Origin of the sequence: Rhizobium sp. BG4 (genome assembly GCF_016864575.1) — a bacterium.
Lineage (GTDB): Bacteria > Pseudomonadota > Alphaproteobacteria > Rhizobiales > Rhizobiaceae > Rhizobium.
This window is the reverse complement of sequence record NZ_CP044125.1, coordinates 3,554,682-3,577,566: the sequence shown is the minus strand read 5'-3', so window position 1 is coordinate 3,577,566 and position 22,885 is coordinate 3,554,682. Positions and strand designations below refer to the sequence as shown.

Sequence of the window (22,885 nt, the reverse complement as noted above, 5' to 3'; positions counted from 1 at the left end):
CGACCATGACCGACAAGACCTACAACGTGCTCTTCTTGTGCACGGGCAATTCCGCACGCTCTATCTTAGGTGAATCCATCCTTAATGCCGAGGGCAAAGGACGCTTCAGGGCGTTTTCTGCTGGCAGCCAGCCGAAGGGACAAGTCCACCCGCTTGCGCTCGATACACTAAGAGCGCTTGGCTACCCCACGGAGGGTTTCAGTTCCAAGAGCTGGGATGTTTTTGCCTATCCCAGCGCTCCGAAGATGGATTTTATCTTCACCGTCTGCGACAGCGCTGCTGGAGAAGCCTGTCCTGTCTGGATAGGCCATCCGATGACGGCACACTGGGGGATTGAAGACCCGGCCGCCGTAGAAGGAGCCGACTTTGAGAAGGCCCGCGCTTTCTCGGACGCCGCGCGGTTCCTCAAAAACCGCATTACTGCTTTCCTCAGCCTACCTCTGTCGTCCATCGAAAAACTCGCACTGGAGCAGCAGCTTCGGCAGATCGGCCGAATGGAAGGGGCAAGCATTTCACAGGAGAAGGCCAGCTGATGTCGACGTTCGAACGCTACCTGACAGTCTGGGTTTTCCTTTGCATCGTCGTCGGCGTAGCACTCGGCCACCTGATGCCTGGCGTCTTTGAGACAATCGGCGCGGCAGAGATCGCCAAGGTGAACATTCCCGTAGCCATCCTCATCTGGCTGATGATTATCCCGATGCTCGTCAAGATCGACTTCCGGTCCCTTGCAAGAGTTGGGACCTACTGGCGCGGTATCGGCGTCACACTTTTCATCAACTGGGCGATCAAACCGTTTTCCATGGCGGTGCTTGGTTGGCTATTTGTAGGCTGGCTGTTCCGGCCGTATTTGCCTGCCGATCAGATCGGCTCTTACATCGCGGGCTTGATCATTCTGGCGGCGGCCCCCTGTACGGCGATGGTCTTCGTCTGGAGCAATCTGACGCGAGGCGAACCGCTGTTCACCTTGTCACAGGTCGCGCTCAACGACGCGATCATGATCGTGGCCTTTGCGCCCATCGTCGGATTGCTGCTTGGTTTGTCGGCGATCACCGTGCCGTGGAATACTCTGGTAATTTCCGTGGCTCTGTACATCATCGTTCCGGTCATCATTGCTCAGGTGCTCAGGAGCCGTCTCACCGCCGAAGGAACCACAGGGGCATTGGATTTGATGCTGTCAAAGCTTCAGCCGGTTTCGCTGATTGCCTTGTTGGCGACACTCGTTCTGCTCTTCGGGTTCCAAGGCGAGCAGATCATTGCGCAGCCTACAATTATCGCGCTGCTAGCGGTTCCGATCCTGATCCAGGTCTACTTCAACTCCGGACTTGCCTACCTGTTGAACCGCCTCTCCGGCGAACAGCACTGCGTTGCCGGGCCGTCAGCGCTTATCGGAGCAAGCAACTTCTTCGAACTTGCAGTAGCCGCCGCCATCAGCTTGTTCGGCTTTCAATCCGGTGCAGCGCTCGCAACCGTCGTGGGCGTGTTGATCGAAGTTCCTGTCATGCTGTCGGTCGTCTGGATCGTGAACCGCTCGAAGGGCTGGTACGAGGCATCACCCGCCGTCTCCAAGAACACAGCAACCGAAAGGGTCTGAAATGGACGTCACCATATACCACAATCCCGAGTGCGGGACCTCACGCAACACCGTGGAGCTGATTAAGCACGCTGGCATCGAACCAACAGTGATCATCGAGTATCTGAAGACACCGCCCACGCGCGAACAGCTCGTCAAGATGATAGCAGATGCCGGTCTGACAGTGCGTCAGGCGATCCGCGAGAAAGGAACGCCCTAAGCCGCGCTCGGCCTCGACAACCCGAAACTGTCTGACGATCAGCTTCTTGATGCAATGCTGAAGAACCCGATCCTTATTAACCGGCCGTTCGTAGTCACACCATTGGGTACTCGCTTGTCACGTCCCTCCGAAATGGTGCTGGATATTCTGCCGAGTGAGGCCTTCAAGGGCCCCTTCACCAAGGAAGACGGCGAACGCGTACTCGATGACGAAGGAAAGCGCATTGTCTGAAACATTTCCTGCTGCATCGCCCGAGCATTTTCGTGCGCCTGATCTGGATGCTCTACGACCACCGTTCTCGACACACAAGCCTCGGATTCTGGTTCTGTACGGCTCTCTTCGAGAAGTATCGTACAGCCGACTTCTGGCGTTCGAGGCTCAGCGCCTTCTGGAGCATTTTGGATGCGAGGTGCGGGTTTTTGATCCTAAGGGATTGCCTCTTCCGGATGAAGCGCCGGTCACGCACCCGAAGGTGCAGGAGCTTCGGGAGCTGTCCGAGTGGTCAGAGGGTCAGGTATGGGTTAGTCCGGAGCGGCACGGCTCTATGACGGGTGTAATGAAGTCTCAGATTGACTGGATTCCGTTAGCTGTCGGTTCTGTCCGTCCAACACAGGGGAAGACGCTCGCAGTGATGCAGGTGTCGGGTGGGTCGCAATCATTCAATGCTGTCGGCCAACTTCGAATTCTTGGCAGATGGATGCGGATGATCACGATCCCCAACCAGTCTTCGGTTGCGAAAGCGTTTCAGGAATTCGACGCTGATGGCAGGATGAAACCATCGTCCTACTACGACCGCGTCGTTGACGTCTGCGAAGAGCTTGTCAAGTTCACGCTACTGACCCGGGATGCCTCTTCCTATCTCACCGACCGCTATAGCGAACGGAAAGAAGATGCCGAGAAGTTGGAAAAGCGAGTGCAGCTGAAATCCATCTGAGATTCACTCAGCCGGGGCTAAGTTCCGCTTGGTCGACTTAGCGACGCTGATAAACGCGGCCATGCCGACCATCCCCAGCGCAGCGGTAGCGAACAATGACAATCCGATCCCGAATTGAGCCATCGCCGTCGCGAACATGAATGGCGCAGCCGCCCCTGTTGCCAGTCGCGCTGCCGCCATCTTGCCGGTGACCGAGCCGTACCCATCGCTTCCGAAAAGATACAGGGGCAGGCTGCCCTGCGCGATTGAATTGATGCCTGAGCCAAGACCAAGGCAGATTGCAAATGAGACTGCACCCACAAGGGAGTTGCCGGTCAGGCCCAAAATGGTAATGCCGGTGACCATCAACCCGGCCGAGATGACCGCTAACATCGGCGGTGATAAGCGCGTGCCGAAGATCATGTTGATCAGGCGGCTGAGAACCTGCGCCGGGCCGAACAACGAGCCGACAACAACGGCTGCGGTACCGAGACCGAGTTTACCAAGCATCGGCACCATATGAGCAAGGATCGACGCCAATGTGAAGCCAAGGATGGCGAACGCAGCTGAGACGACGATCATTGCGCCACGTCGCCCTTCCAGCGGGATCGCGCCCACGACGTGCTCGCGTGCCCGCCTGGTAGCTTTCGAGCTTTCGGCTCTGCCTTTCCGTATCATCCAGAGGTGCAGAGGCATACAGATGACAAGGTTGAGAGCAGCGAAGATAAGGTAGATTTCGCGCCAAGATAGATATCCCATCAACGCGGCAGAGATCGGCCAAAAAATAGTCGAAGCGAACCCGCCAATCAGCGTGAGGTAGGTGATGCTCCGCGACGCCGTCTTAGGATCGCTTTCTACCAGAGCGGCGAACGCTGCCTGGTACTGGACCATGCCTGAGGACACCTCCAGCAAGATAATCGCCAGGGCGAAAACGACGACCGATGGCGACCATGCGCAAAGCATGAGCGTCAGTGCCGACAAAACCGAGCCGACCGTCAGAACGGTGGCAGCGCCGATCCTGTCCATTTCCTTGCCAATGATAGGGGCCGACAGCCCCCGATGAAGAGCGAGATTGAAAATATCGCGAACACGTTTTCAAGGCTGATGCCAAGGTCTTCTGCTATGCCAGGCGCGAGGATCGAGAATGAGTAATAGAGCGTACCGTACCCAATAATTTGAGTAAGGCCGAGAGCGGAAACCAGACCGACGTGAATACTGTTCTCACGCAAGGTTGGCGTCCTCGGTCAGTGCGGAACAGTCGTCCGACTGCTCGACTGAGCTGCAAATTCTCGGGTGGCCAGAGCAGCAGTCCTCCATGAGAAACTTTATGAGGTCCGCAAGGGCATCAAAATTCGCGGCGTAAATCAGCGAGCGCGATACACGGCGCTGGACAACTAGGCCAGATCGTTCAAGCTCCTTCAGATGAAACGAAATGTTCGACGGGGAAACCCCCATCTGGTCTGCAATAATCCCCGCTGGCAACCCATCCGGTCCGACGACAACCAGTGCCCTGACGACCGCGAGCCGGGTTGCCTGAGAGAGTGCCGCGAATGACAAAAGCGCTTGATGGTCATTCATATTTCAATATTCCTTGAATTATCAAAGAACCGATAACAGAGATGAAGGTGACCAGCAAGGTATTCGACCGCGAATTCGCTAGGGAAGCTTAAGTGCAGCCTTTCTGCTCCCGCACTTAACCTTGCTGCGAGGTTCTTTTACAGACTGTTCCTACCACACCAAGACCTTGTTGTAGTCGTCGTGAACGGCAGGCGAGCCGATCCTCAGGACGAAATGATACTCCCGTCAGAGAACCAGCTTGGCACCTGAGATCACCAGAAGGCCTGCCAGTATGAACCGCAGCCATCGCTCGGGAAGGTAACGGCTGCCAGCAAAAGCACCTGCCAAGCCGCCTGCCGCCACAGCAATCGACCAGAGCGGAAGAGCGCGGGGAGCCTGGTCCCATATTGCATACGCTCCGATCAATGCCGCTGCTGAGTTCATGAGGTTATAGACGGCGGTCGTGGCAGCCAACTGCCTGGCCGTCGCCCAATTCATGCCCAGGATCACAGGAGCTAAAAAGACGCCGCCGCCCGTTCCAGTCGTCCCCGAAACGAAGCCGATCACCGCTCCGGTTGCTAACGCTGCGCCAAAAGGAGGGACAACAGGAGGCTGATCGGCTTCCCGTGACTTATCCCGAAAGGCGGATCGAGCCATCTGGGCTCCCGAGACGATCAGCACAATACCTACCACCGGGAAATAAGCTTGCTCTGGCAAGTGAACAGCGCCACCCAGCATAGAGAAGGGAAAACCAAGTGCCGCAAACGGCCAAACGCTTCGCCATGACACTCGGCCAGCTCGCAAGAATACGGCGGTTCCGATACCAGCCACTATCAAGTTCAGTACCAGAGCCGTCGTCTTCATGGCGATGGGCTCGAAGCCTGCCAAGCCCATGACAGCTATGTAACCTGATGCTCCGGCTTGCCCAACGGCCGCGTAAAGAAGAGCGATTAAGAAGAAGGCGGCGGCAAGCTCACTGGTCCCACTATCCACTAACGATCCTGACTGTCCTGGTAGGGTGGTTTCGGTTCAAACCATTCGTGGATGAAGGCAGCGCCATGAACACGCCGCTATAGCTTGGAGTTGACGGACGCCCCGGAACCATCACCCACTAAACTTCTTATGTTCGCTTCGCAGCAAGCGTTTCAACAAGAAAAGTTGCAACAGCTCCTGCGGTGTTGACGGCAAGGCTGGCGTGACGTGGTGATGGCCGCACAGGAAGCGAGCCGCCCCGTCCGTGGGCATCACTGAGACGATTTCTCAACGTGCCTATCCCGTTCACTAAAGTCATCGCACCTCCGAGAATTTGTTTAATCGGCTCCTCCGTGTGCTGGTCGGGGGCAAGGTTGAGTTCCTTTGCCGCCATCCGATAAGCTGGGGAAGGTCTTCCTTGTCGGTGTATTTCACCGCCAGCTCATCGAGAACCCGCTTGCAAACCGTCTCTAGCAACGTCCGTGCAACAGTGATCGCTCCTTCTGGATCGCTTTGCCGTCTTGCCAACGCCTTGTGCCAAACCGCATGAACGCCCTCCGCATCAAACGTCAGCAGAGCGTCCGACGTAACGCTGTCCCCTGGATGTCGATTACGCCCTTCCAAATGCTCGATTAGCGGCGTGAAGGCTTGGCTAATGTACTCCCGGCGCTCGGCATAAGTCCCAGCGGTGCGCTTGATGAAGGGCCAGAAGGTTTCGAGGGTGCGGCTCGTCCGGACGAAGCTCGGCAGCAAGTCCTTGAGTTCGTCGACCAGCATGAATTCCTGCCGAAGATGCTCATATGTATGCGTATCAGCCTCCTTTCCTGTGGCGCTGGCGGTAAGAAGCTGCTCCATCATTGTAGCTTTCTCCAGCAGCGAACTGGGTAATTCGTCTTCATAGATCACCACGTCTCCTCTCCCTCTCGAATTATATATTTTCGAAGCTTGACCTTCCCGTCATGGGAAGGTTTACATATCTGTGCAGTTAAGGAAAGGATTTCTCCGATGACTGCTTTATTAAAGATCGAGGCTGCGGCAGGGCCCTTCAAATCGGTCGATTTCGCCATTGAAGGCATGACCTGCGCGTCCTGCGTCGTCCGGGTTGAGAAGGCAATCGCCTCGGTCCCCGGCGTCACATCGGCGACCGTCAACCTTGCCACCGAAAAGGCAACCGTTCATTTCGCTGCCCCGGCTGACACGTCCTCACTTCTATCCGCTATTGAACGCGCGGGCTATGAGCCAAGGCTCTCGACCGAAGAGTTTGAGATTCAAGGCATGACATGCGCATCCTGCGTTGCCAGGGTCGAGAAGGCGCTGAAGTTGGTGCCCGGCGTCGCCGAGGCTAGCGTAAACTTGGCGACAGAGCGGGCGACGGTTCGCCTTGCATCTGGCGCTGCCGACTTCGCTGCCCTGGAAGCGGCCGTTCAAAAGGCGGGCTACAACGTCCACCGTATGCAGCGGACAGATATTCGAGATGACGCGACAGACCAAAAAGCGTCCGAGGTCGCGAATTTGCGGGCATTGCTGATATTTTCCGCAGCACTGACGCTTCCGCTGTTCATTCTGGAGATGGGTTCTCATTTCATTCCAGGCGTCCATGAGCTGATCATGGACACAATCGGCATGAAAAATAACCTCTATCTCCAGTTCACGCTGGCGACCGTCGTCCTATTCGGTCCCGGGTTCAAGTTCTTCAGGAAAGGCGTGCCCAACCTGTTACGTTGGACGCCGGATATGAACTCGTTGGTTGTTCTCGGCACATCGGCGGCCTGGCTGTACTCGGTTGTAGCCACGTTCCTGCCCACTGTACTGCCGGAAGGCACCGCCAACGTCTATTACGAGGCAGCTGCTGTCATCGTGACCCTGATCCTGCTTGGACGTTTCCTTGAGGCGCGGGCGAAGGGTCAGACCAGCCAAGCGATCAAGCGTCTCGTCGATCTGCAGCCGAAGACGGCCTTCGTGCTTCGTAACGATCACTTTGTTGAGGTCCAGATAGAAGAGGTGATTGCCGGTGATGTGATCCGCATTCGCCCGGGAGAGAAAATTCCTGTCGATGGCAAGGTCGAAGAAGGCAGCTCGTTCGTCGACGAATCCATGATCACAGGCGAGCCGGTGCCAGCCGAAAAAGTTGCCGACAGCGAGGTGGTCGGCGGGACCATCAACAAAACTGGTTCATTTACCTTCAAAGCCACTAAAGTCGGCAACGAAACCCTCCTTGCCCAGATCATCAAGATGGTCGAGGCAGCACAGGGATCGAAGCTGCCGATCCAGGCACTGGTCGACAAAGTCACCGGTTGGTTTGTTCCGGCCGTGATTATGGCAGCCGTGGCAACTTTCGCAGCATGGTATCTGCTCGGTCCCTCACCTGCTTTGAGCTTTGCGCTTGTCAACGCAGTGGCGGTCCTCATTATTGCTTGCCCCTGCGCTATGGGCCTAGCGACACCGACATCGATCATGGTCGGCACTGGTCGTGCGGCAGAACTGGGCATTCTTTTCCGAAAGGGCGAGGCCCTTCAAAGTCTGCGGGAAGCGGATGTCGTTGCCTTGGATAAGACCGGCACCCTGACTAAGGGCCGTCCGGAGCTGACCGACTTCGTCGCCACCGACGGCTTTGCGAAGGACGAGGTGCTGGAACTGGTGGCGAGCGTGGAAGTGCTCTCGGAACATCCGATTGCCGAAGCGATTGTTGCGGCGGCAAGGGACGCCGGGACCGATCTCCATTCGGTAACAGATTTCCAGGCCGCTCCCGGGTTCGGCATCGAGGGGATTGTGAAGGGCCACAAAGTCCTCGTCGGCGCGGACAGAGCGCTGGTCAAAGCAGGTATCTCGGTGGCTGAGCTGAGTGACACGGCCTCAGCGCTGGGAGACCAGGGCAAGTCTCCGCTCTACGCGGCTGTGGACGGAAAGGTTGCCGCCATTATTGCGGTCGCTGATCCGGTCAAGGACACGACACCAGCGGCCATCCAAGCGCTGCACGCGCTCGGTCTCAAGGTTGCGATGATCACTGGCGACAACAAACGGACAGGAAATGCAATCGCGAGGCAGCTGGGGATCGACGAAGTAGTGGCCGAGGTCCTGCCCGAAGGTAAGGTTGAGGCTGTGAAACGGCTCCGCTCAGGCGGACGGAAGGTCGCCTTCATCGGTGACGGGATCAACGACGCCCCTGCCCTGACGGAGGCCGACGTTGGGTTGGCCGTCGGGACTGGAACGGATATCGCAATCGAGAGCGCCGACGTCGTTCTGATGTCGGGCGACCTGAATGGTGTGCCGAAGGCGATAGCCCTCAGCAAGGCCACGATCCTCAACATCAAGCAGAACCTTTTCTGGGCTTTCGCTTACAATGTAAGCCTGATCCCGGTCGCCGCTGGCGCTCTTTATCCTGTAAACGGCACCTTGATGTCGCCAATTTTCGCTGCAGCAGCGATGGCTATGTCCAGCGTCTTCGTGCTGGGCAACGCCTTGCGTCTGCGCTCTGCAAATCCTTGAAGGAGACGAAAAATGAATATTGGACAAGCCGCGAAGGCAAGCGGGGTCTCCGCGAAAATGATCCGCTACTACGAACAGATCAAACTGATCAGTCCAGCGCACCGGACGGAGGCGAGCTACAGAACCTATAGCGAAAACGACATCAACACCCTGAAGTTCATTCGCAGAAGCAGGGACTTGGGGTTCTCGGTCGAGCAGATGAAGACATTGCTCGCCCTGTGGCGAGATAAGTCTCGCAGCAGCGCTGATGTTAAAGCTATGGCGCTGGAGCACGTCGAGGAACTTGAACGGAAAGCAGAGGCAATTCAGGCGATGTCGCGCACACTGAAGCATCTGGCCAGTCACTGTCATGGCGATGAACGGCCAGATTGCCCGATCATCGACGAGATCGCCACCGGCAAGGAAGAGATGCCGGAGATCAAGGCGAAGTTCGGCGTGAACGGTCTAAGAGCCGAGCAGGCGCGATAACAGCTGCCCGTACCCCAATCAAGCGACTACTCCTTCCTGAAGCGAGCATGGCAGGTGGTACATGTCTGCAGCATCAGGTGGAAGGCGTGCTCGGCAGACATTTTCGACAGCTGCGTCTCGTCCCGTAGTCTGGTGCCCAATGGACCGCCGCCCATCGCCTCTCCCTGTTTCATACGCATGTCGTCGGTCATCTCTCCGGGATGAGATTCCGCCGCGACCGCCAACGCATCCGCGTAAGTTTTCAGGTCCTTGGCCAGGGCGGCAAACCTTTCCGGATCGCCTGCTATCGTCTCCGCTGCCTTGGAGCCCTCTGACACGGTGACCTTGGAGAAGTGGTCGGCAAGCCGACGGTCAGCACGTGTGCTGATTGATTGTGCGGCCTGTCTGAAAGCTGCCGAGGCATAGGTTCCTGGTGACTTGAACATCTCTGCCATCGTTTTCGCCGAAGCTGCTATAAGCTTCATGTCGTTCTGTCGTTCGGCGACAACATCTTCGGAAGCGGTTCCGATAGCTGCTGTGCCAATCACAGCAACAGCAATCGCTGACGTCAGAGCGGCAACAAGACCGGCTGGACGTCGCGTTTCACGAGGTGATCGCTCTGTCACGTTTGTCCCCATAATAGGCAAGCATGTGTTTGCGGGGAATGTGGCGGATTCACGATCCTGAAACAGCAAGCCTCCCGCCTTCGTCCCAGCTCAGCACGGCTGATCAATCGCCTGACGACCGGTATTGGCAGTCATAGGCGGACAAGGATCGTCGCCGAAACGGTTGCTATCAAATGCACCCGAAGTGGCGTGGGAGAAAGTCCGCGAGACGAAGTTGGCCGTCTCATAGCTCTTGGCGAAATGAGCAGTCGCCTCCCCAGTAACGCTAGCCGGGATCAACAGGGCAACGGCACCAGTCCTGGGAACGAAAGGAGCGACCTTGACGTACTCAGGCTGCGGCTCGATTGAAGCCGTGACGATCTCGTCATCCGTTCGTTCTTCGCTTGCGCGAGACGCGAAGGTTGGTACAGGGATCGCTCCCGAGGGAACGAGGACTTCATCCTCTAAATCGTCGGATTCCTCGTTGCCAGAAGTAGCAGCCAACAGGCCTTTGTGAACCTCCTCTGGCCTGACCGGCAGCATCGCAAGGAGAACGCTATCAGACGGACGCATCGCTGGAACCGGCGCAGCAAAAACTGCATCCGCGCTTCCGGACGCCGTGACGGGAGAAGAGACCACCATAGAATTCGGAGTTGTCCCTGCGACAGCCGACGCCCTGGCTCCAGCAGTGGATTTCGCCTCTTCAGCATCCGCCCCCCTGAACAGGCTCCTCTTTCTGCTTCCCGTTTCCGTGCTCAAGCTTGCGACGCTAACAGTCGAAAGCGATCCCCGTCGCTTGTACTCCGCAACAGCCTCCGCATACCCGGCCAATAGCCTGCCATCGCTCGGCAGATGGAGGGTCCGCCCATCGGGGAAAAGCTTCGCAAGCTCCTGGTGGCTCATGCGCGGCCAGGCGCGAACGCCGCCGACGTCGATGTGAACGAAAGGCGAGGCCGACCGTGGATAATAACCAACGCCCCCACCCTGCATCTGCATTCCAATGGCGCGGAGAGTAGCGAGGTTCACACCAGGAATAAAAAAGTCGATAGCCTTACCTCGGGTGTGCTGGCTCTCTTTCGCAACGCCCGAGGATCGCGACCGGAGCATGGCGTTCGTGTTCGGCGAGCGGTAGCCGGAGACGACATTGATGTAGTCCCTTGCCCCGCTTCGACGGTACATTTCCCAGACGATATCAAATAGACGCGGGTCCATCCGGATCGTTTCATTGCGTCGCCAATCACGAAGGAAATGGTTCAGCTGGGCAAGGCCATTCTGGTCGAAGACACCGTTGCGTTTGTATGTGATGATAGCTCGCTCACCCGTGTTCCCAAAGTACAGCTTCAGCGTCTTGTCTTCGTTCTGCGCTGCTCCGCTTGTTGTCGCCGACGCAGTCACGAGACAGGAAGCAAGCAAAACCTTGGAGAGTAAGCCCCTTGCGGAATTTTCGGAGCGTGGGTTCGCCCTTCCCTTCTTTGACAATGAACTCGCTCCTGCATAAGGCTGCGTCACAGCAACGCCAGCTCGGTTTTCGTGACTAAGCATTGTTAACAAACATGCTCAAAAAACCGTTAAGACCGGCTCTCACTGCGGCGTTGCGGCACTCCCTCATTAGTTGATAATGTGATTTCGGGAATCAACCGAGGGACTTTGATGGCTGACTTGCAGGATATCGAACGGGGAAAATTAAGGTCCCTGTCGGTAAGAAATTTCAGATGTATCGGCAATGACCCGGTCAAAGTCGATCTCGACGATATCGTGGTTCTCGTCGGACCAAATAATTCGGGCAAAAGCTCGATCCTGCGAGCCTATGAGATTGCGGTCAGCGAGGGATCGAAACCGGGTAACCTAAAGCAGGAGGATTTCCCGAACGGCATCTCAAATCCTGATACGCCCACCGAGATAGAACTCGTGACCGAGGTGGTTGATGGCGATCCTGGAAAGCACTGGATTGGAGACCTCGACGGAAACCCTGTCGAAGGAGGCGGCCGAAAATACGTCAAGGAAAAATGGGTCTGGACGGCAGCTGGCAAGGGTACTCGGTTCGGCTGGAACGTTGATAAGCAATCGTGGGATGACAAGAAGCCATGGGGCTGGGCAAACGTTGCGAACGCTCGTCGACCAGCTGTACATCCAGTTCGGGCGTTCGACCCACCAGAAGCGCAGGCAAAACAAATACATGATCTCCTCAGCAAAGCGATCATCGGTTCGGCACGGCAACTGACAAAAGACGGCGTGAACCTGTACGACAAGCTGCTAGCCGACGTTACCGAATTTCAAAAACTTGCCGTCGACCATAACAAAGGAAAAATCGAAGAAGCGGAAAAGATGTTGAACGAGATCGTCTCTTCGATCTTCATCGATCACGCGGTTGAGTACGTGCAAAGCACCGATGCCTCAGAGTCCTCGTTGAAGCTGTTTCCGGACGGCGGCAAGCTCACGATGGGTCACAAGGACGGCCATATGTCGGACCTTGAGTCCCAAGGCAGCGGCGCTCGCCGAACTATGCTCTGGGCCACCCTAAAGCTTCTTAAAGACAGCGCTCCAGACCAAAAACGGGCTAACGTGCTGTTGATCGATGAACCGGAGCTATGCCTGCATCCGAGCGCGATCAGGGATGCCTGCAAGGTGCTGTACGACCTGGCATCCAAGGACGGCTGGCAAGTGATGATCACCACGCATTCGCCGGTCTTTATCGACCTCTCGCGCGACAACACCTCAATCGTCCGAGTCGAGCGCAAGGATAAAGGAGAAATCGTCGGGACGACACTCTATCGCCCTGAAAATGCGCAGCTCGACAGCTGCGACCGGACAAACCTCAAGCTGCTGAATATCTACGATCCCTACGTAGCGGAGTTTTTCTTCGGCGGGTCGGTGATCCTGGTAGAAGGAGATACGGAATACTCGGCCTTCCGCATGATCATGGATGGGGACAAGACATTTCCGAACGTTCATGTCATCCGAGCCCGAGGAAAGGCAACGATTGCCTCGCTCGCAAAAATCCTGAACCAGTTCGGCGCGAGGTACTCGATCTTGCATGACACGGACACACCGAAAACGATGCGCAAGAACCCGAAGAGCGGTGAAAAAGAGGAAATCGTCAATCCTGCCTGGACGACAAACCAGAACATCCTTACCGCCGTTCAAAAGCAGCTCGATAGCAAGACGGTTCGACTTGTCGCATCCAGAGTGCACTTCGAGGCAGCATTCTTTGACACCGCTCTGACCGGGGAGAAGCCTTACACTGCAGTGCAAAACCTGGAGAAGGATGAAGGCCGCCGCAAGGTAATCACAGCGCTTCTGAGAGGTTTGGTGGACCACGATGAGCCGCTGCCCGAGGGTGCAATCCAGTGGTCGGTCATAAGTGATTTGGAAGCAGCCGTCGTTTGATCGCTTCAAAGACGACCGAGGGCGGCTTGAAAAGCCGCCCTCGCCTATTCAAGCGGCCATTTGCTCACAGCTTTCCGCACACTTGCGGCAAGCATCTACGCAGCTTTCCATGTCACCGACGCGTTCACAGTCGGCCGCACATTGTCGGCAGATTTCCGCGCATTCACGGCAGGTGTGCTTGTGATGTTCGGTGCCGATCAACATGAAATGCGCCGACGTCCGACACATTTCAGCACATGCCATCATAAGGCGGAAGTGATCCGGCTTCGTGTGTTCGCCACCCATTTCCAGGCAGTGCGACATCGCCATCGAAAGGCACTCCTGGTAGCAAGCCAGGCAGTTTTCGATGCAGCGCTTCATCTCTTCTGATTGATGGTGCATGACGATCTCCCTACTTTGCTTCCTTATCAAGCCACTTGGTCATTTCGGTGATCTCTTTCTTCTGAGCGTCGATCACCTTCTGTGCCATCTCTTTGGCTTCCTTGTTGTCACCATACTTCAGCTCGACCTCAGACATGCTGATCGCGCCCATATGGTGAGCAATCATCCCGCAGATGAACGACACGTCAGCGTCTTTTTTCATCATGCCCTGCATCATGTTCATGTGCATGGACTTCATGCCTTCCATCGACGCCTTCTGGTAGTCGGTCATTTCACCCATGCCGGACATGTCCATTTTCGACATATCCATCTTCGACATATCCATGCCGCCTTCCATTTTGCACTTGTCTGGATAAGCCATCTCTTGCGCCATCGTTGGCATGGCGATCACAGAAATAGCTGCGGCTGCAGCGAATGCTGCGAGAAACGGGGTCTTGTTCATCAGTATTCTCCTATTGATCTACGGGTAAACGATTCAGAACTCGGCCGTCTTCGGCGGAGGGTCGATTGCCCTGATCAGCAAGAGCGGTACGGCCGCTGCGATCCACGACCCAACAGCGTCCGTCCCTGGCGATGGCGCTTTGGCAGCTGGAAGGGCGGGAATGAGCGGGCAGCAGTGCATGTCGGTGCAGCACGAAGTGCTTTGGTGATGCTGGTCACCTGTCGAGTGCTGCTGGTAGTTCGTCGTGACACAGTGAACTGCAGGCACGGCGGCAGCTGACGGTCCTGCCATAAGGACAATCATCAGGCCAAAGGCGGCAGCAACGAAAATGTGGCCGATTTTTTTGCCAAGCGTCAGCAACTGGAAATCCCTTCCGCCCCCGAACCTTCCGGCTAGAAAATTGTTCCACGGAATGTGGAGCAGCGGAAAGAAAGGACAAGGAGGGTCGGCGATCCTAACCTCGGCTGGCTGACTGCGTCCTGTGCCGTCCACTCACAAGAAGGCGGTCTCGTACAAGCAAGAATGACCGCTCCACGACCAGCCAGAGCAAAAATGCCGCTGCAAAGCTGGTCACGCCGTAGACGGCGAAGCCCCACAGACCAGTGAGATTCTCCTGCCCGATGAGCGCCCTGTCGATGCTGAAAACAGATTTGTGCGTCAGATATAAGCTGTAAGAAAGCGTGGCCACCGCCGCCACGCCGGGGACCGGTATATTTCGCAGCGTCTGCTCTCCATCGAGCGCCGCCCCTAGCAGCAGCGCGATACCCGCCGAAATCAGGGGGAAACCCGCTACCGCCCCAGGCATCGCCTGAAAAACAAGGAAGAGGTTTGTCCCTTCCAGAGGCCCCCGTATCGTGAAGAGCACAATTGCAATCGCAATCAGGGCAGAGCCGAGTGGAATAGCGATCAAGGGCGGGAGGAAACGCTTGTATAGGTCTGACTTGAAGAACCGAGCGGCAGCAAGAAACACCCCAAACAGCAATCCATCCAATCTTGTGTAGGTGGGGTAGTAGATGTCCTTAAGGTATACGGCGAATGCTTCCCGCGCTCTACCGTCATCGATCAACACACCGATCTGGCCTTCCCACAAGAGAGAACGACACACGACCCCTGCCGCAACGAGGAGAATCAACGTGACCATGGATGCGAACACAGACAAACGGCCTACGAAAACCATCGCTAGCACGGGCAGGACCAGATAAAATTGCTCTTCCACACTTAAAGTCCAAGCCTGTGTGAAAGCGTTTCCTGTTCGCGGATCAAGACCGAAGTTCACAGTGAAAGTCGCGAAGCGCCATAGGGGCTGCATGTTCGGCGTGTCGCGGAACAGCGGAACGAACGCATAAAGCGCCAATACAACAAAATAGGCGGGAAAAATGCGGAGCGCCCGTTTCAGGTAAAAGGTCTTTAGGTCGACGCCTCCGGTCTCGACAATCTCCTTGAACAGCTGCGTACCGATGAGATAGCCGCTCAGGACGAAGAAGACATCTACGCCGAGCCAACCATAGTTGCGGATCGTAACCAATCCGTACGGCGTTGCCTCCAGAGGCAAATGCACCAGCATCACCAGCAATATAGCAACAGCACGGAGAAGATCGGGCCCAATTGTTCGCGAAGAGCCCGCCTTTACGGTGATGACGTCCGGTTTGGTCGTGGCGAAAGATAAAGTCGCTTCTTGAAGAGCCATTGCAGTTCCCACACACGCGGATAATGCGTGCGCCAGCAACCTAGAGGACATGCGCGGGCTCGAAAATCCATCCGGCTTCCGAACTGCCCATAAGCTAAACATTTAGTAAAAGTGAGCAGAAGCCGTTAACTTAAACCGCCTCGATGAATGGAGCGCTATCTCAGGTGGTCGATTTCGGCTGCGATGTTAATGCGGCACATAAGATCGCGTGGATGACATTGAACGGAAGGACAGCTTCGGATGCGGCATTCAATCCAACGAGTTGACTTAGACCTGGAAGGGCTCCCGGCAGATTGAAAGATGAGAAACGTCGCATGTATGATGGCATATCAAAGCTGTCCGTGGCTACGCTCGCGATATTGGCCTCTACCAATCTTGCTGCTCCAGCAAAACCTCGGTCTTCAGCTATTTCCGGCGCGGCCGTCTTCGAGAACGTCTGTCTTGCCGACGGTCCGATCCTTGATCATCTTGAGGACCTCGCCAAGGCCTCTCGATGGAAGCCGCTCGCGGAGGACTTGGTGGTCGCATTCACCCTGAGCGAAAACGCAGCAGCCGCAAAAGGGTGGATTATCGCGGATGATCCATTCGTCGCGGTAGCATCAAGCATGAATATAGTTGCTGGCCGTGCAGTGGAGGCATGCACCGTCGCCGCAGCAAATCAGGACGTCTCGCTCTTCGAGAAGCAGATCGTGGCAAAAACGGTCGCGACGCTTGAAGATACGGTTCAAAGCGAAAGAACAATCCTCAAGCGGTACTCGGCCCCCGACGGTCCGGAGAAGCAGGAACTCACCCTAACCCTACCAATCAACCTCATGGGTAAGGGCGCGGTAACCGCCTCGATTACAAGGAATCAGAGAATGGAAAATTGATCGAATGCGGGGCACGTAAAGTTAACGCCAGCGCTTTAGTGTGACTCCCAGAAGCGGGGGAACCAATGCGCAACGGATACCATCTTTCCCAAATTGTCATGCATTGGTTTATCGCGCTTCTCTTGCCGATCCAGTATCTGACGGGCGGAAGCATTGAGCGAACCCATCACGCGGTTCACATGGGAATGCAGCCCGCTTCCTCCGACATCCTCCAGCACACCATTCATAACTACGCCGGGCTTTTAATTGGCGCAGCAATGGTACTGCGCCTGCTTCTCCGAGTGCTTCAGCCGCCAAGCCCTCGAAAGCGGTTGAAAGGACAGCATCTCGCGGCCGCCCTGCTCCACGGCAGCATGTACGTGGCCATCATCTTCCAGGCCGCGCTGGGCGTGGTCGCAAGCTACGTGACATTTGCGGTCGCGCCGCTCCACGTCATCGGGTCGAATGTCATTCTCGCTGTCGTGGGCTTACATTTCGTTGCTGCGGCATGGCACACGTTGGTTCGTCGCGATGCCACCCTCGACCGCATGATGCTGCCACGTTCGGATCAGCCAAGGACCTGGACCGTCAAAAATGCCAAAACTACGTAGCGCCCGGATTTCGCGACAAACACGAGAAGAGTGAACGTCAACAGCGGCTCCCGCAAAATCCCTGCAACCACGGTGATCGCGTCCCCGAAGATCGGCATCCAGGACAGCAGTAGAGACCATTTTCCATACCGACGGTACCAGTCTGATGCCCGCTTCAACCGCTCCTCTGTGACTGGGAACCACCGTCTCCCCTTGAAGCGTTCGATGCCCCTCCCAAGGAACCAGTTCGTCACGCTGCCCAGCGTGTTGCCGATGCTGGCAACGACGAGGAGAAGCCAAAGCGAAAACTTCTGCGAAATGATCATCCCGACCAGCACCGGCTCCGACTGAAGCGGAAGAACACTTGCCGCGCCCAAAGCGGTGAGAAACAGAGCTGCATAGGAAGTGAGAGTCAGAAGCACGCCTGGACCCGATCCGAACTATGAGACGCGGCCGATTTGCTGGTCGGGCCTTCTCGACGCCGTAACATTTGGTTTATTCTGCCTCAGCCTATAAACCGCGTGCGCAAGTGCAAGCGCTACTGAGTAGACAAGCACGACGAAGGCGATATCGAGTACGGGATTGAGGGAAGGTTGCAGGCTCTGGGGCAGAGCCTCGCTGCGCCAGATGAAGGCTGCGGCCATGCAGAAGACTGCTGGCACAACCCGATGCAACAGCGCTCTCGCTGTCGATTTCGCTTCCAGACCCCCGCTGTCATGCTGAAGACCAACCGTCGACCAAAGACCGTAGGCAGCAACCCCGCACTGGGCAATCGCCAGCATAACGGGCCCTAGCGGCGCGAATGCGAAGGTCGCCCCGACGAGGAGCGCAACATTCCTTATCGTTATCTTCAGCCGCTTCGCTATCGTCCCGGTCACTGATAGCAAGGGTTCATTGAAGTAGCCGGGCAGCAGCAGCAGTTGCTTCACAGCAAGGATTGAGACGATAAGGGCGCTAGCGTGCCAGCGCTCTCCGAGCAGCTTGTCAACGATCTCGCCGGAGAACAGCAGCAGGACGAAAAAGATGGGAAAGGAAACTGCATAAAGCGCCACCCAAGCCGTTGCCACGAACTCCCGCAGCGTTCCCTTCCCTTCAGCATACCCCCGCCGGAACATGATCCAGGAAAGTGCTCGCGTCGGTTCCCCAAGGGCTTCCGAGAAGGCCGCAACAATTCGCTCGGCCGCACGGTAGTAAGCCGCATCTGTGACGCTTTGAAATCCTGCGACTGCGAAGGTGCTACAGAACGAGCCCGCGAATATTATGAGGCGATTGACGACGATGTTGAACGAGAAATCCGCCAGTTCCCGGGCATCACGAACTGTCGGGCGCAGCGATGGCCGCTCACGCAGATGATAAAAATACAAGCCAATGGCGACAATCTGAGACATAAACCGTCCCAAGGGCAATGACACGACGCCGAGTTCGGTTGCCATACCACCGGCCGCAATTGCGAGCCCCGCAAACTCTGACACCAACCGGACTGTAGCCTGGGCTTTCAGATGCCCTTGGGATATGAGGGCGGCCTCGAACGAGGTGGCAACAGTGGTTGGCAAGATCACCAAACTATACACGGCGAGCAAAGTCCCCGCTGCGGGCCCGGCCAGTGCCGCGACAAAACCAGCCAGCGCCAGAGAGATCACCGAGCAGAGCCCGGCGCTTCCCACAGAGAGCGAGGTAACTATCTGGAACAATGATCGGCTGTAACCCGTGCGCAGTAGGTGCTCGGCCCATCCAGCTTCCGCGATGATTGTCAGCAACGTCATCACGGCGGACAAAACGGCGTAAAGACCGAACTCTGACGCCTCCAAGAACCTGGCCGCCATGAAAAAGAGCAGAAACTGGATCGCCTGCGACCCGATCTTAGCTCCCAAGAGCCACACACCATGTCTGAGCATATCGTTGACCTCCGTGGGCAGCGGCGGCTTGATCGACGCCGCCGCCCTGTTATCAATGTGAACGCTGAAAAATGATGGTGTAACGCACCCGCCAGTCTGGCTCGCTCCGGTCAATTGGCTCAGCGGCCCACCGCAACCACGGCCAGCCCTGCTTTGACTCGTCTGAAGTCCAAATCGCGTCCTGATTGATAAGCACCGGGTGAACCGAGAACCCCGGATGGTCCGCGTCTTTACATCAAGATCGACGCCGTCGATGACAAGGATGCCACCTGGGCGGACCAGACCCATCACATTACGAAGACATTGATCCGCTGAACGATCATCCATTGGACCCATAAAGTTATTCGCGAGAACTACGTCCTGCGGTCCGATCATCGCTACGATGTCGTCCTTGATTGCGTCGGCAACAAACCATGAGGTCCCAGCCTTCAACCAGTCGTGGACCTCACACACCCCATCTCTGCCCGGCTCCATCAATCCGGAGAACTCGGCGACCTCTGAGGCCTCCACTTCAGGCCGACCAGCGTGGAACATTCCTCCTTCGCCAGCCGCTCTTCCTGGCTGGTATCTTCCTAGCTGCGCGACCTTGACTACCTCCTCAGACAGGTCCGAGCCATATCCGAAAATTTCCTTGCCTGGATAAGCTTTTCGAAGCGTGTAAAGCACAGAGTACAATTCGGCCCCGGTACTGCATCCTATCGAGGCGATGCGGAGAGGTTCACCTGTCTCCATCCTGCCGGTCAGTTGGGTCAGTGCATCCAGGAGAGGTGGATTGCGCATGAAATGCGTGAAGTGCGTCTGCACTTTCACGGTATCTCGGGTAAACCGCCGATAGATGAACCGACCGGTTTTATTCATGATTGGCGTCTGTGCGACGGACGCTGGCATGGTCTCCCACACTGTCCGGCAGACACGACGCGGCATTCGGCGAAACTTCGCCATCGTATGAGTAAGCATAAGGGCTCCTTCAGCGCTCTGCGGCTCAGCGCGGCGCTCAGGTCAAAAAGACAGTGGCTGTTGGCTCCAAGAGGCGCATCAAGCCAGGTGATTTGAAATGGAGATGGTCTCGCTGACGCGTTCGGCCCAGACGGGCAGGAAGCAGGATGCGAGATCGGCGATCTTATGCTCGCGGCGGACGAAGGATACCAGACGGCGATTGAGACGTGAGCGACGACACGACCGGGTCAGGCTCCGTCCCGCTGACTTGCGGGAGTCGAACCTGCGCAAACGCAGTGAGGATGGCTGGAGAGTTGCATGTGGGGCTGCAGCAGCGCCCGTTCTGGTGCTGATCCTTTGCCGAAGGCTCGCCTTTTCCGCAATGATTTTTGGCACTTTCGTGGAGGGACACTTGGTCAGCTCGCCCCGTATCGTCGTGATCGAGGGATAACGAAATCGCACCAAAGCTCATCGAGATCGCGAACCACAAGATCGCAACTGCTTTCCACAGCGAGTTTCTCGACATCTTAGCCATGGCTGATTTTCTATGAGGAGAAGCAGCCTGATTCAATTCGTCCAGATGGTCGGGCTATGACCGAATGACGTAGAATTCATTGATCACGCAGGTTGACCTTACAACGATGGCAAGGTCTACACGCTCCCTCGTCCGCCTCGAAAAGGTCGCGAATCTTTGACAGGCAGGACGCTCCGATTGAACTTGAGCTGCTTTCGATGTAGCTCTTTGGAATGGGCAAAATGTATCGAATCGCACTGAGCAAGATGCTCGTCATTGTGCGGCTGGTGATCATTGTATCACTGGCAGGATACACGTTGTCCAATGCGAACGCCGCCATGCATGGCAACGCGTTTCCCGAAGTATCTGTCGCGGACGTTTCCGCAACGGCCCATGCTGTTCATTTAGAGGCGAAAGCGCCGGGTCAGCATGCCGCCCATCACCATGCCGGTGCCGAGAATGCAGCTGATGGTGATAACGATCAGATTGCCAAGCAAGAGTGCTGCAAAGATTTCTGCGGTGGATTTGGAATCATTTGCGACGGCCACGATGTTGGCGGGCCCATCGTCGCCGCCATCCGGCAGTTCGTCGATGATCGCGAAACAGTTGGCGAACTGCCGGTCCTTCATCGTCCGCCTAATATCTGAATAAGCAATCCCGTTCGGCCGGGCTCACCAGGCGCTGCGAATACCGCACGCCGGAATGACATTGCTTATTTGGATTCCGAAAAATGAAAACGACCATATTCGTGGTTGGTCTGCCCCTTCTGCTGGGCAGTTGCGCCGCCACGTTGCCTCCTGACGTCGTCGCCTCGTCTGACGTCGACGAAACCTACTCAGTTCGTCCGGTTCAATATGCATCGCCGATCTCAGGTTACACCGCTCGGCAGCCTGTCGATCCCAAGCCGTGGCGCAGGCAGGACAACCGCACGACAAAGCAAGAAGGAGGTGCTTCATGACCTCCCTGAGAACCCTTCTGATCGTTGCGGTCATCCCTCTTGCGGTCGCGGGCTGCGTTACTAATCCCGAGTATTCCAAGAAGGATGGCGGTTTCAGCACCGTCGCCAATAAGACTGCTGCGATCACAGCGAAAGAAACGGTCTGGATTCAAAGCCAGCAGCAGGCGCAAGCGACCTCTGCTCAGGTCAGGACCCTGCTTTCGCGAAAGAAGACGCTCGATGCCGATACAGCTGTCCAGATTGCCCTTCTCAACAACAAGGGTCTCCAGGCAGCCTATTCCGAGCTTGGGGATAGCTCAGCCGACGCTTGGCAGGCGACAATGCTGCTGAACCCGACGGTCTCGGTCGGCTTCTCCGGTATCGGCACACCGGAACTTGAAGCTTTTCGGGCCATCGAGGGCGCGATAACAACCAACATTCTCGCACTGATGACCAAGAAACGTGACATCGAGATTGCCGACACGCGATTTCGCCAAGCGCAGCTCAACGCGGCTGTCCGTACGTTGCAAACAGCCGCTGATACTCGCCGCGCGTGGATAAATGCGGTCGCCGCCTGGGAGAATGTCGGCCAGCTGCAGCGGGCGCAGGTAGCCGCCGATGCCGCGTCGGAGCTGGCACAGAAGCTTGGCGAAACGGGTGCGATGGCGAAAGGTCCACAAGCGCGTGAGCATGTGTTCGTCGCTGAATTGGCGGGCGAAACCGCAAAGGCACGGTTGGCAGCTCGTCTGGCAAAGGAAGAACTTACCCGTCTTATGGGACTGTGGGGATCAGACCTTGATTACAAGGTGCCCAATAGCCTGCCTTCCCTGCCCAAGGGCGTGACCAAACGCGATGCCATCGAGGCCGAGGCGCTTCGCAACCGTATTGACCTCCAGGTTGCGAAACTAGAGCTTGAGGCAACCGCGCGGTCTTACGGCCTGACAGAAGCCACACGTTACGTGACCGATCTCGAAATCCTGACAGGCTTCGAATCCGAGCGTGAAGTCGAAGACGGCAAGAAAAAGTGGGAAACCACGGCGTCCGGGGAACTAGAATTCGCCATCCCCCTTTTCGACACCGGCAAGGCGCGAATGCGCAAGGCTGAACTCGGCTACATGCGTGCTGCCAACCAATTGGCGGAAAAAGCCGTCAACGTGCGCTCGGAAGCTCGCTCTGCCTATGAGGCTTACCGGTCGAACTACGACATCGCTCGGCACTATCGGAACAACGTCGTGCCCCTACGCACCAAGGTCGAAGAGGAATCCCTCCTCACCTACAACGGCATGATCACCAACACGTTCGAACTCCTGACCGACACCCGAGACAAGATCAATTCCATCCTGCTTTCCGTCAACGCCAAGCGCGACTTCTGGCTTGCCGAAGCAAACCTCGCACCTGCTGTCTACGGCGGCGGCTCCTCTGCGGCATCAGCCGAAACAGAAGTGGCCGCAGCGTCCGAAGGCGGCGGTGGTGGCGGGCATTGAGAAAGGGCATCCAA

At 56.6% G+C, this 22,885-nt stretch carries 22 protein-coding genes and 2 pseudogenes; 12 read left to right on the top strand and 12 right to left on the bottom strand.

Annotated elements, in window-relative coordinates; all coding sequences use genetic code 11:
* Positions 1–5 precede the first annotated feature (5 nt).
* From F2982_RS17915 to arsH, 4 genes and pseudogenes are all read left to right on the top strand, one after another.
* The gene (locus tag F2982_RS17915) at positions 6–533 is read left to right on the top strand and encodes an arsenate reductase ArsC (protein ID WP_203428631.1); all 528 of its coding nucleotides are present in this window, start codon (positions 6–8) and stop codon (positions 531–533) included.
* Positions 533–1,591, top strand: a complete 1,059-nt coding sequence (arsB, locus tag F2982_RS17910; RefSeq protein WP_203428630.1) for an ACR3 family arsenite efflux transporter — start codon at positions 533–535, stop codon at positions 1,589–1,591. The genes F2982_RS17915 and arsB overlap by 1 nt, the downstream gene beginning before the upstream one ends.
* A 1-nt stretch (position 1,592) precedes the next feature.
* Positions 1,593–2,021: pseudogene (arsC, locus tag F2982_RS17905) on the top strand (arsenate reductase (glutaredoxin)).
* Complete coding sequence (arsH, locus tag F2982_RS17900; protein ID WP_203428629.1) at positions 1,996–2,724, top strand: arsenical resistance protein ArsH; 729 nt, start codon at positions 1,996–1,998, stop codon at positions 2,722–2,724. Before arsC ends, arsH begins: the two are co-directional and overlap by 26 nt.
* A gap of 3 nt (positions 2,725–2,727) precedes the next feature.
* Here arsH and arsK read toward each other — a convergent pair.
* The 5 genes and pseudogenes from arsK to F2982_RS17880 form a co-directional block, all read right to left on the bottom strand.
* Positions 2,728–3,932 (bottom strand): annotated as a pseudogene (gene arsK, locus F2982_RS17895) (arsenite efflux MFS transporter ArsK).
* Positions 3,925–4,281 (bottom strand): helix-turn-helix transcriptional regulator, encoded by a 357-nt coding sequence (locus tag F2982_RS17890; RefSeq protein ID WP_203428628.1) that lies wholly within the window; start codon positions 4,279–4,281, stop codon positions 3,925–3,927. The pseudogene arsK and the gene F2982_RS17890 overlap by 8 nt, the downstream one beginning before the upstream one ends.
* Positions 4,282–4,506: 225 nt before the next feature.
* Positions 4,507–5,253, bottom strand: coding sequence for a sulfite exporter TauE/SafE family protein (locus tag F2982_RS17885; RefSeq protein WP_203428627.1), 747 nt, complete (start codon positions 5,251–5,253; stop codon positions 4,507–4,509).
* 127 nt (positions 5,254–5,380) lie between these two features.
* Positions 5,381–5,626, bottom strand: a complete 246-nt coding sequence (locus tag F2982_RS31590; protein WP_246777474.1) for an abortive infection family protein — start codon at positions 5,624–5,626, stop codon at positions 5,381–5,383.
* Entirely contained in the window at positions 5,548–6,141 is a 594-nt protein-coding gene (locus F2982_RS17880) for an abortive phage resistance protein (protein WP_246777473.1), read from the bottom strand. The genes F2982_RS31590 and F2982_RS17880 overlap by 79 nt, the downstream gene beginning before the upstream one ends.
* A gap of 96 nt (positions 6,142–6,237) precedes the next feature.
* On the opposite strand from F2982_RS17880, the gene F2982_RS17875 reads away from it, so the two are divergent.
* A complete protein-coding gene (locus tag F2982_RS17875; RefSeq protein ID WP_203428626.1) occupies positions 6,238–8,718 on the top strand; it encodes a heavy metal translocating P-type ATPase in 2,481 nt (826 codons plus the stop codon).
* Between the two features lie 12 nt (positions 8,719–8,730).
* Complete coding sequence (gene cueR / locus F2982_RS17870; RefSeq protein ID WP_203428625.1) at positions 8,731–9,186, top strand: Cu(I)-responsive transcriptional regulator; 456 nt, start codon at positions 8,731–8,733, stop codon at positions 9,184–9,186.
* Positions 9,187–9,212: 26 nt separating this feature from the next.
* Here the strand turns inward: cueR and F2982_RS17865 are convergent, their stop codons facing one another.
* Positions 9,213–9,791: a cytochrome c gene (locus F2982_RS17865; protein WP_246777472.1), complete on the bottom strand. Its 579-nt coding sequence runs from the start codon at positions 9,789–9,791 to the stop codon at positions 9,213–9,215.
* A 90-nt stretch (positions 9,792–9,881) separates the two neighbouring features.
* On the bottom strand, positions 9,882–11,249 hold the full coding sequence (locus F2982_RS17860) for a DUF882 domain-containing protein (RefSeq protein WP_246777471.1): 1,368 nt from the start codon (positions 11,247–11,249) through the stop codon (positions 9,882–9,884).
* Positions 11,250–11,420: 171 nt separating this feature from the next.
* Here F2982_RS17860 and F2982_RS17855 point away from each other — a divergent pair, with 171 nt between their 5' ends.
* Positions 11,421–13,157: an AAA family ATPase gene (locus F2982_RS17855; protein WP_203428623.1), complete on the top strand. Its 1,737-nt coding sequence runs from the start codon at positions 11,421–11,423 to the stop codon at positions 13,155–13,157.
* A 48-nt stretch (positions 13,158–13,205) separates the two neighbouring features.
* Here F2982_RS17855 and F2982_RS17850 read toward each other — a convergent pair whose 3' ends face one another.
* The 3 genes from F2982_RS17850 to F2982_RS17840 all read right to left on the bottom strand — a co-directional run bounded on the left by F2982_RS17850 (position 13,206) and on the right by F2982_RS17840 (position 15,667).
* Complete coding sequence (locus tag F2982_RS17850) at positions 13,206–13,538, bottom strand: four-helix bundle copper-binding protein (protein WP_203428622.1); 333 nt, start codon at positions 13,536–13,538, stop codon at positions 13,206–13,208.
* A gap of 10 nt (positions 13,539–13,548) precedes the next feature.
* Positions 13,549–13,920 carry a DUF305 domain-containing protein gene (locus F2982_RS17845; RefSeq protein WP_246777566.1) on the bottom strand — a complete coding sequence of 124 codons (372 nt, stop codon included), beginning with the start codon at positions 13,918–13,920 and terminating at the stop codon, positions 13,549–13,551.
* A gap of 514 nt (positions 13,921–14,434) precedes the next feature.
* Positions 14,435–15,667, bottom strand: coding sequence for an acyltransferase (locus tag F2982_RS17840; RefSeq protein ID WP_203428620.1), 1,233 nt, complete (start codon positions 15,665–15,667; stop codon positions 14,435–14,437).
* A 314-nt stretch (positions 15,668–15,981) separates the two neighbouring features.
* On the opposite strand from F2982_RS17840, the gene F2982_RS17835 reads away from it, so the two are divergent.
* Both F2982_RS17835 and F2982_RS17830 read left to right on the top strand, forming a co-directional pair.
* Positions 15,982–16,536: a hypothetical protein gene (locus F2982_RS17835; RefSeq protein WP_203428619.1), complete on the top strand. Its 555-nt coding sequence runs from the start codon at positions 15,982–15,984 to the stop codon at positions 16,534–16,536.
* A gap of 65 nt (positions 16,537–16,601) precedes the next feature.
* On the top strand, positions 16,602–17,126 hold the full coding sequence (locus tag F2982_RS17830) for a cytochrome b/b6 domain-containing protein (RefSeq protein ID WP_203428618.1): 525 nt from the start codon (positions 16,602–16,604) through the stop codon (positions 17,124–17,126).
* On the opposite strand, the gene F2982_RS17825 is transcribed toward F2982_RS17830, so the two are convergent.
* Complete coding sequence (locus F2982_RS17825; protein ID WP_246777470.1) at positions 17,084–17,527, bottom strand: YqaA family protein; 444 nt, start codon at positions 17,525–17,527, stop codon at positions 17,084–17,086. The genes F2982_RS17830 and F2982_RS17825 overlap by 43 nt on opposite strands.
* Positions 17,528–17,545: 18 nt before the next feature.
* Positions 17,546–19,858 (bottom strand): oligosaccharide flippase family protein, encoded by a 2,313-nt coding sequence (locus F2982_RS17820; protein ID WP_203428617.1) that lies wholly within the window; start codon positions 19,856–19,858, stop codon positions 17,546–17,548.
* 834 nt (positions 19,859–20,692) lie between these two features.
* On the opposite strand from F2982_RS17820, the gene F2982_RS17815 reads away from it, so the two are divergent.
* From F2982_RS17815 to F2982_RS17805, 3 genes are all read left to right on the top strand, one after another.
* Positions 20,693–21,097, top strand: coding sequence for a hypothetical protein (locus F2982_RS17815; RefSeq protein WP_246777469.1), 405 nt, complete (start codon positions 20,693–20,695; stop codon positions 21,095–21,097).
* Between the two features lie 83 nt (positions 21,098–21,180).
* Positions 21,181–21,408 carry a hypothetical protein gene (locus tag F2982_RS17810; RefSeq protein ID WP_203428615.1) on the top strand — a complete coding sequence of 76 codons (228 nt, stop codon included), beginning with the start codon at positions 21,181–21,183 and terminating at the stop codon, positions 21,406–21,408.
* Positions 21,405–22,871 carry a TolC family protein gene (locus F2982_RS17805; protein ID WP_203428614.1) on the top strand — a complete coding sequence of 489 codons (1,467 nt, stop codon included), beginning with the start codon at positions 21,405–21,407 and terminating at the stop codon, positions 22,869–22,871. The genes F2982_RS17810 and F2982_RS17805 overlap by 4 nt, the downstream gene beginning before the upstream one ends.
* Positions 22,872–22,885: the final 14 nt, after the last annotated feature.

Excerpts from the sequence above, each read along its gene's own strand:
- F2982_RS17915 (WP_203428631.1), top strand. The coding sequence starts at position 6 with ATGACCGACAAGACCTACAACGTGCTCTTCTTGTGCACGGGCAATTCC.
- arsB (WP_203428630.1), top strand. The coding sequence starts at position 533 with ATGTCGACGTTCGAACGCTACCTGACAGTCTGGGTTTTCCTTTGCATC.
- arsH (WP_203428629.1), top strand. The coding sequence starts at position 1,996 with ATGACGAAGGAAAGCGCATTGTCTGAAACATTTCCTGCTGCATCGCCC.
- F2982_RS17890 (WP_203428628.1), bottom strand. The coding sequence starts at position 4,281 with ATGAATGACCATCAAGCGCTTTTGTCATTCGCGGCACTCTCTCAGGCA.
- F2982_RS31590 (WP_246777474.1), bottom strand. The coding sequence starts at position 5,626 with ATGGCGGCAAAGGAACTCAACCTTGCCCCCGACCAGCACACGGAGGAG.
- F2982_RS17875 (WP_203428626.1), top strand. The coding sequence starts at position 6,238 with ATGACTGCTTTATTAAAGATCGAGGCTGCGGCAGGGCCCTTCAAATCG.
- cueR (WP_203428625.1), top strand. The coding sequence starts at position 8,731 with ATGAATATTGGACAAGCCGCGAAGGCAAGCGGGGTCTCCGCGAAAATG.
- F2982_RS17855 (WP_203428623.1), top strand. The coding sequence starts at position 11,421 with ATGGCTGACTTGCAGGATATCGAACGGGGAAAATTAAGGTCCCTGTCG.
- F2982_RS17850 (WP_203428622.1), bottom strand. The coding sequence starts at position 13,538 with ATGCACCATCAATCAGAAGAGATGAAGCGCTGCATCGAAAACTGCCTG.
- F2982_RS17845 (WP_246777566.1), bottom strand. The coding sequence starts at position 13,920 with ATGCCAACGATGGCGCAAGAGATGGCTTATCCAGACAAGTGCAAAATG.
- F2982_RS17840 (WP_203428620.1), bottom strand. The coding sequence starts at position 15,667 with ATGGCTCTTCAAGAAGCGACTTTATCTTTCGCCACGACCAAACCGGAC.
- F2982_RS17835 (WP_203428619.1), top strand. The coding sequence starts at position 15,982 with ATGTATGATGGCATATCAAAGCTGTCCGTGGCTACGCTCGCGATATTG.
- F2982_RS17830 (WP_203428618.1), top strand. The coding sequence starts at position 16,602 with ATGCGCAACGGATACCATCTTTCCCAAATTGTCATGCATTGGTTTATC.
- F2982_RS17820 (WP_203428617.1), bottom strand. The coding sequence starts at position 19,858 with ATGAATAAAACCGGTCGGTTCATCTATCGGCGGTTTACCCGAGATACC.
- F2982_RS17815 (WP_246777469.1), top strand. The coding sequence starts at position 20,693 with ATGTATCGAATCGCACTGAGCAAGATGCTCGTCATTGTGCGGCTGGTG.
- F2982_RS17810 (WP_203428615.1), top strand. The coding sequence starts at position 21,181 with ATGAAAACGACCATATTCGTGGTTGGTCTGCCCCTTCTGCTGGGCAGT.
- F2982_RS17805 (WP_203428614.1), top strand. The coding sequence starts at position 21,405 with ATGACCTCCCTGAGAACCCTTCTGATCGTTGCGGTCATCCCTCTTGCG.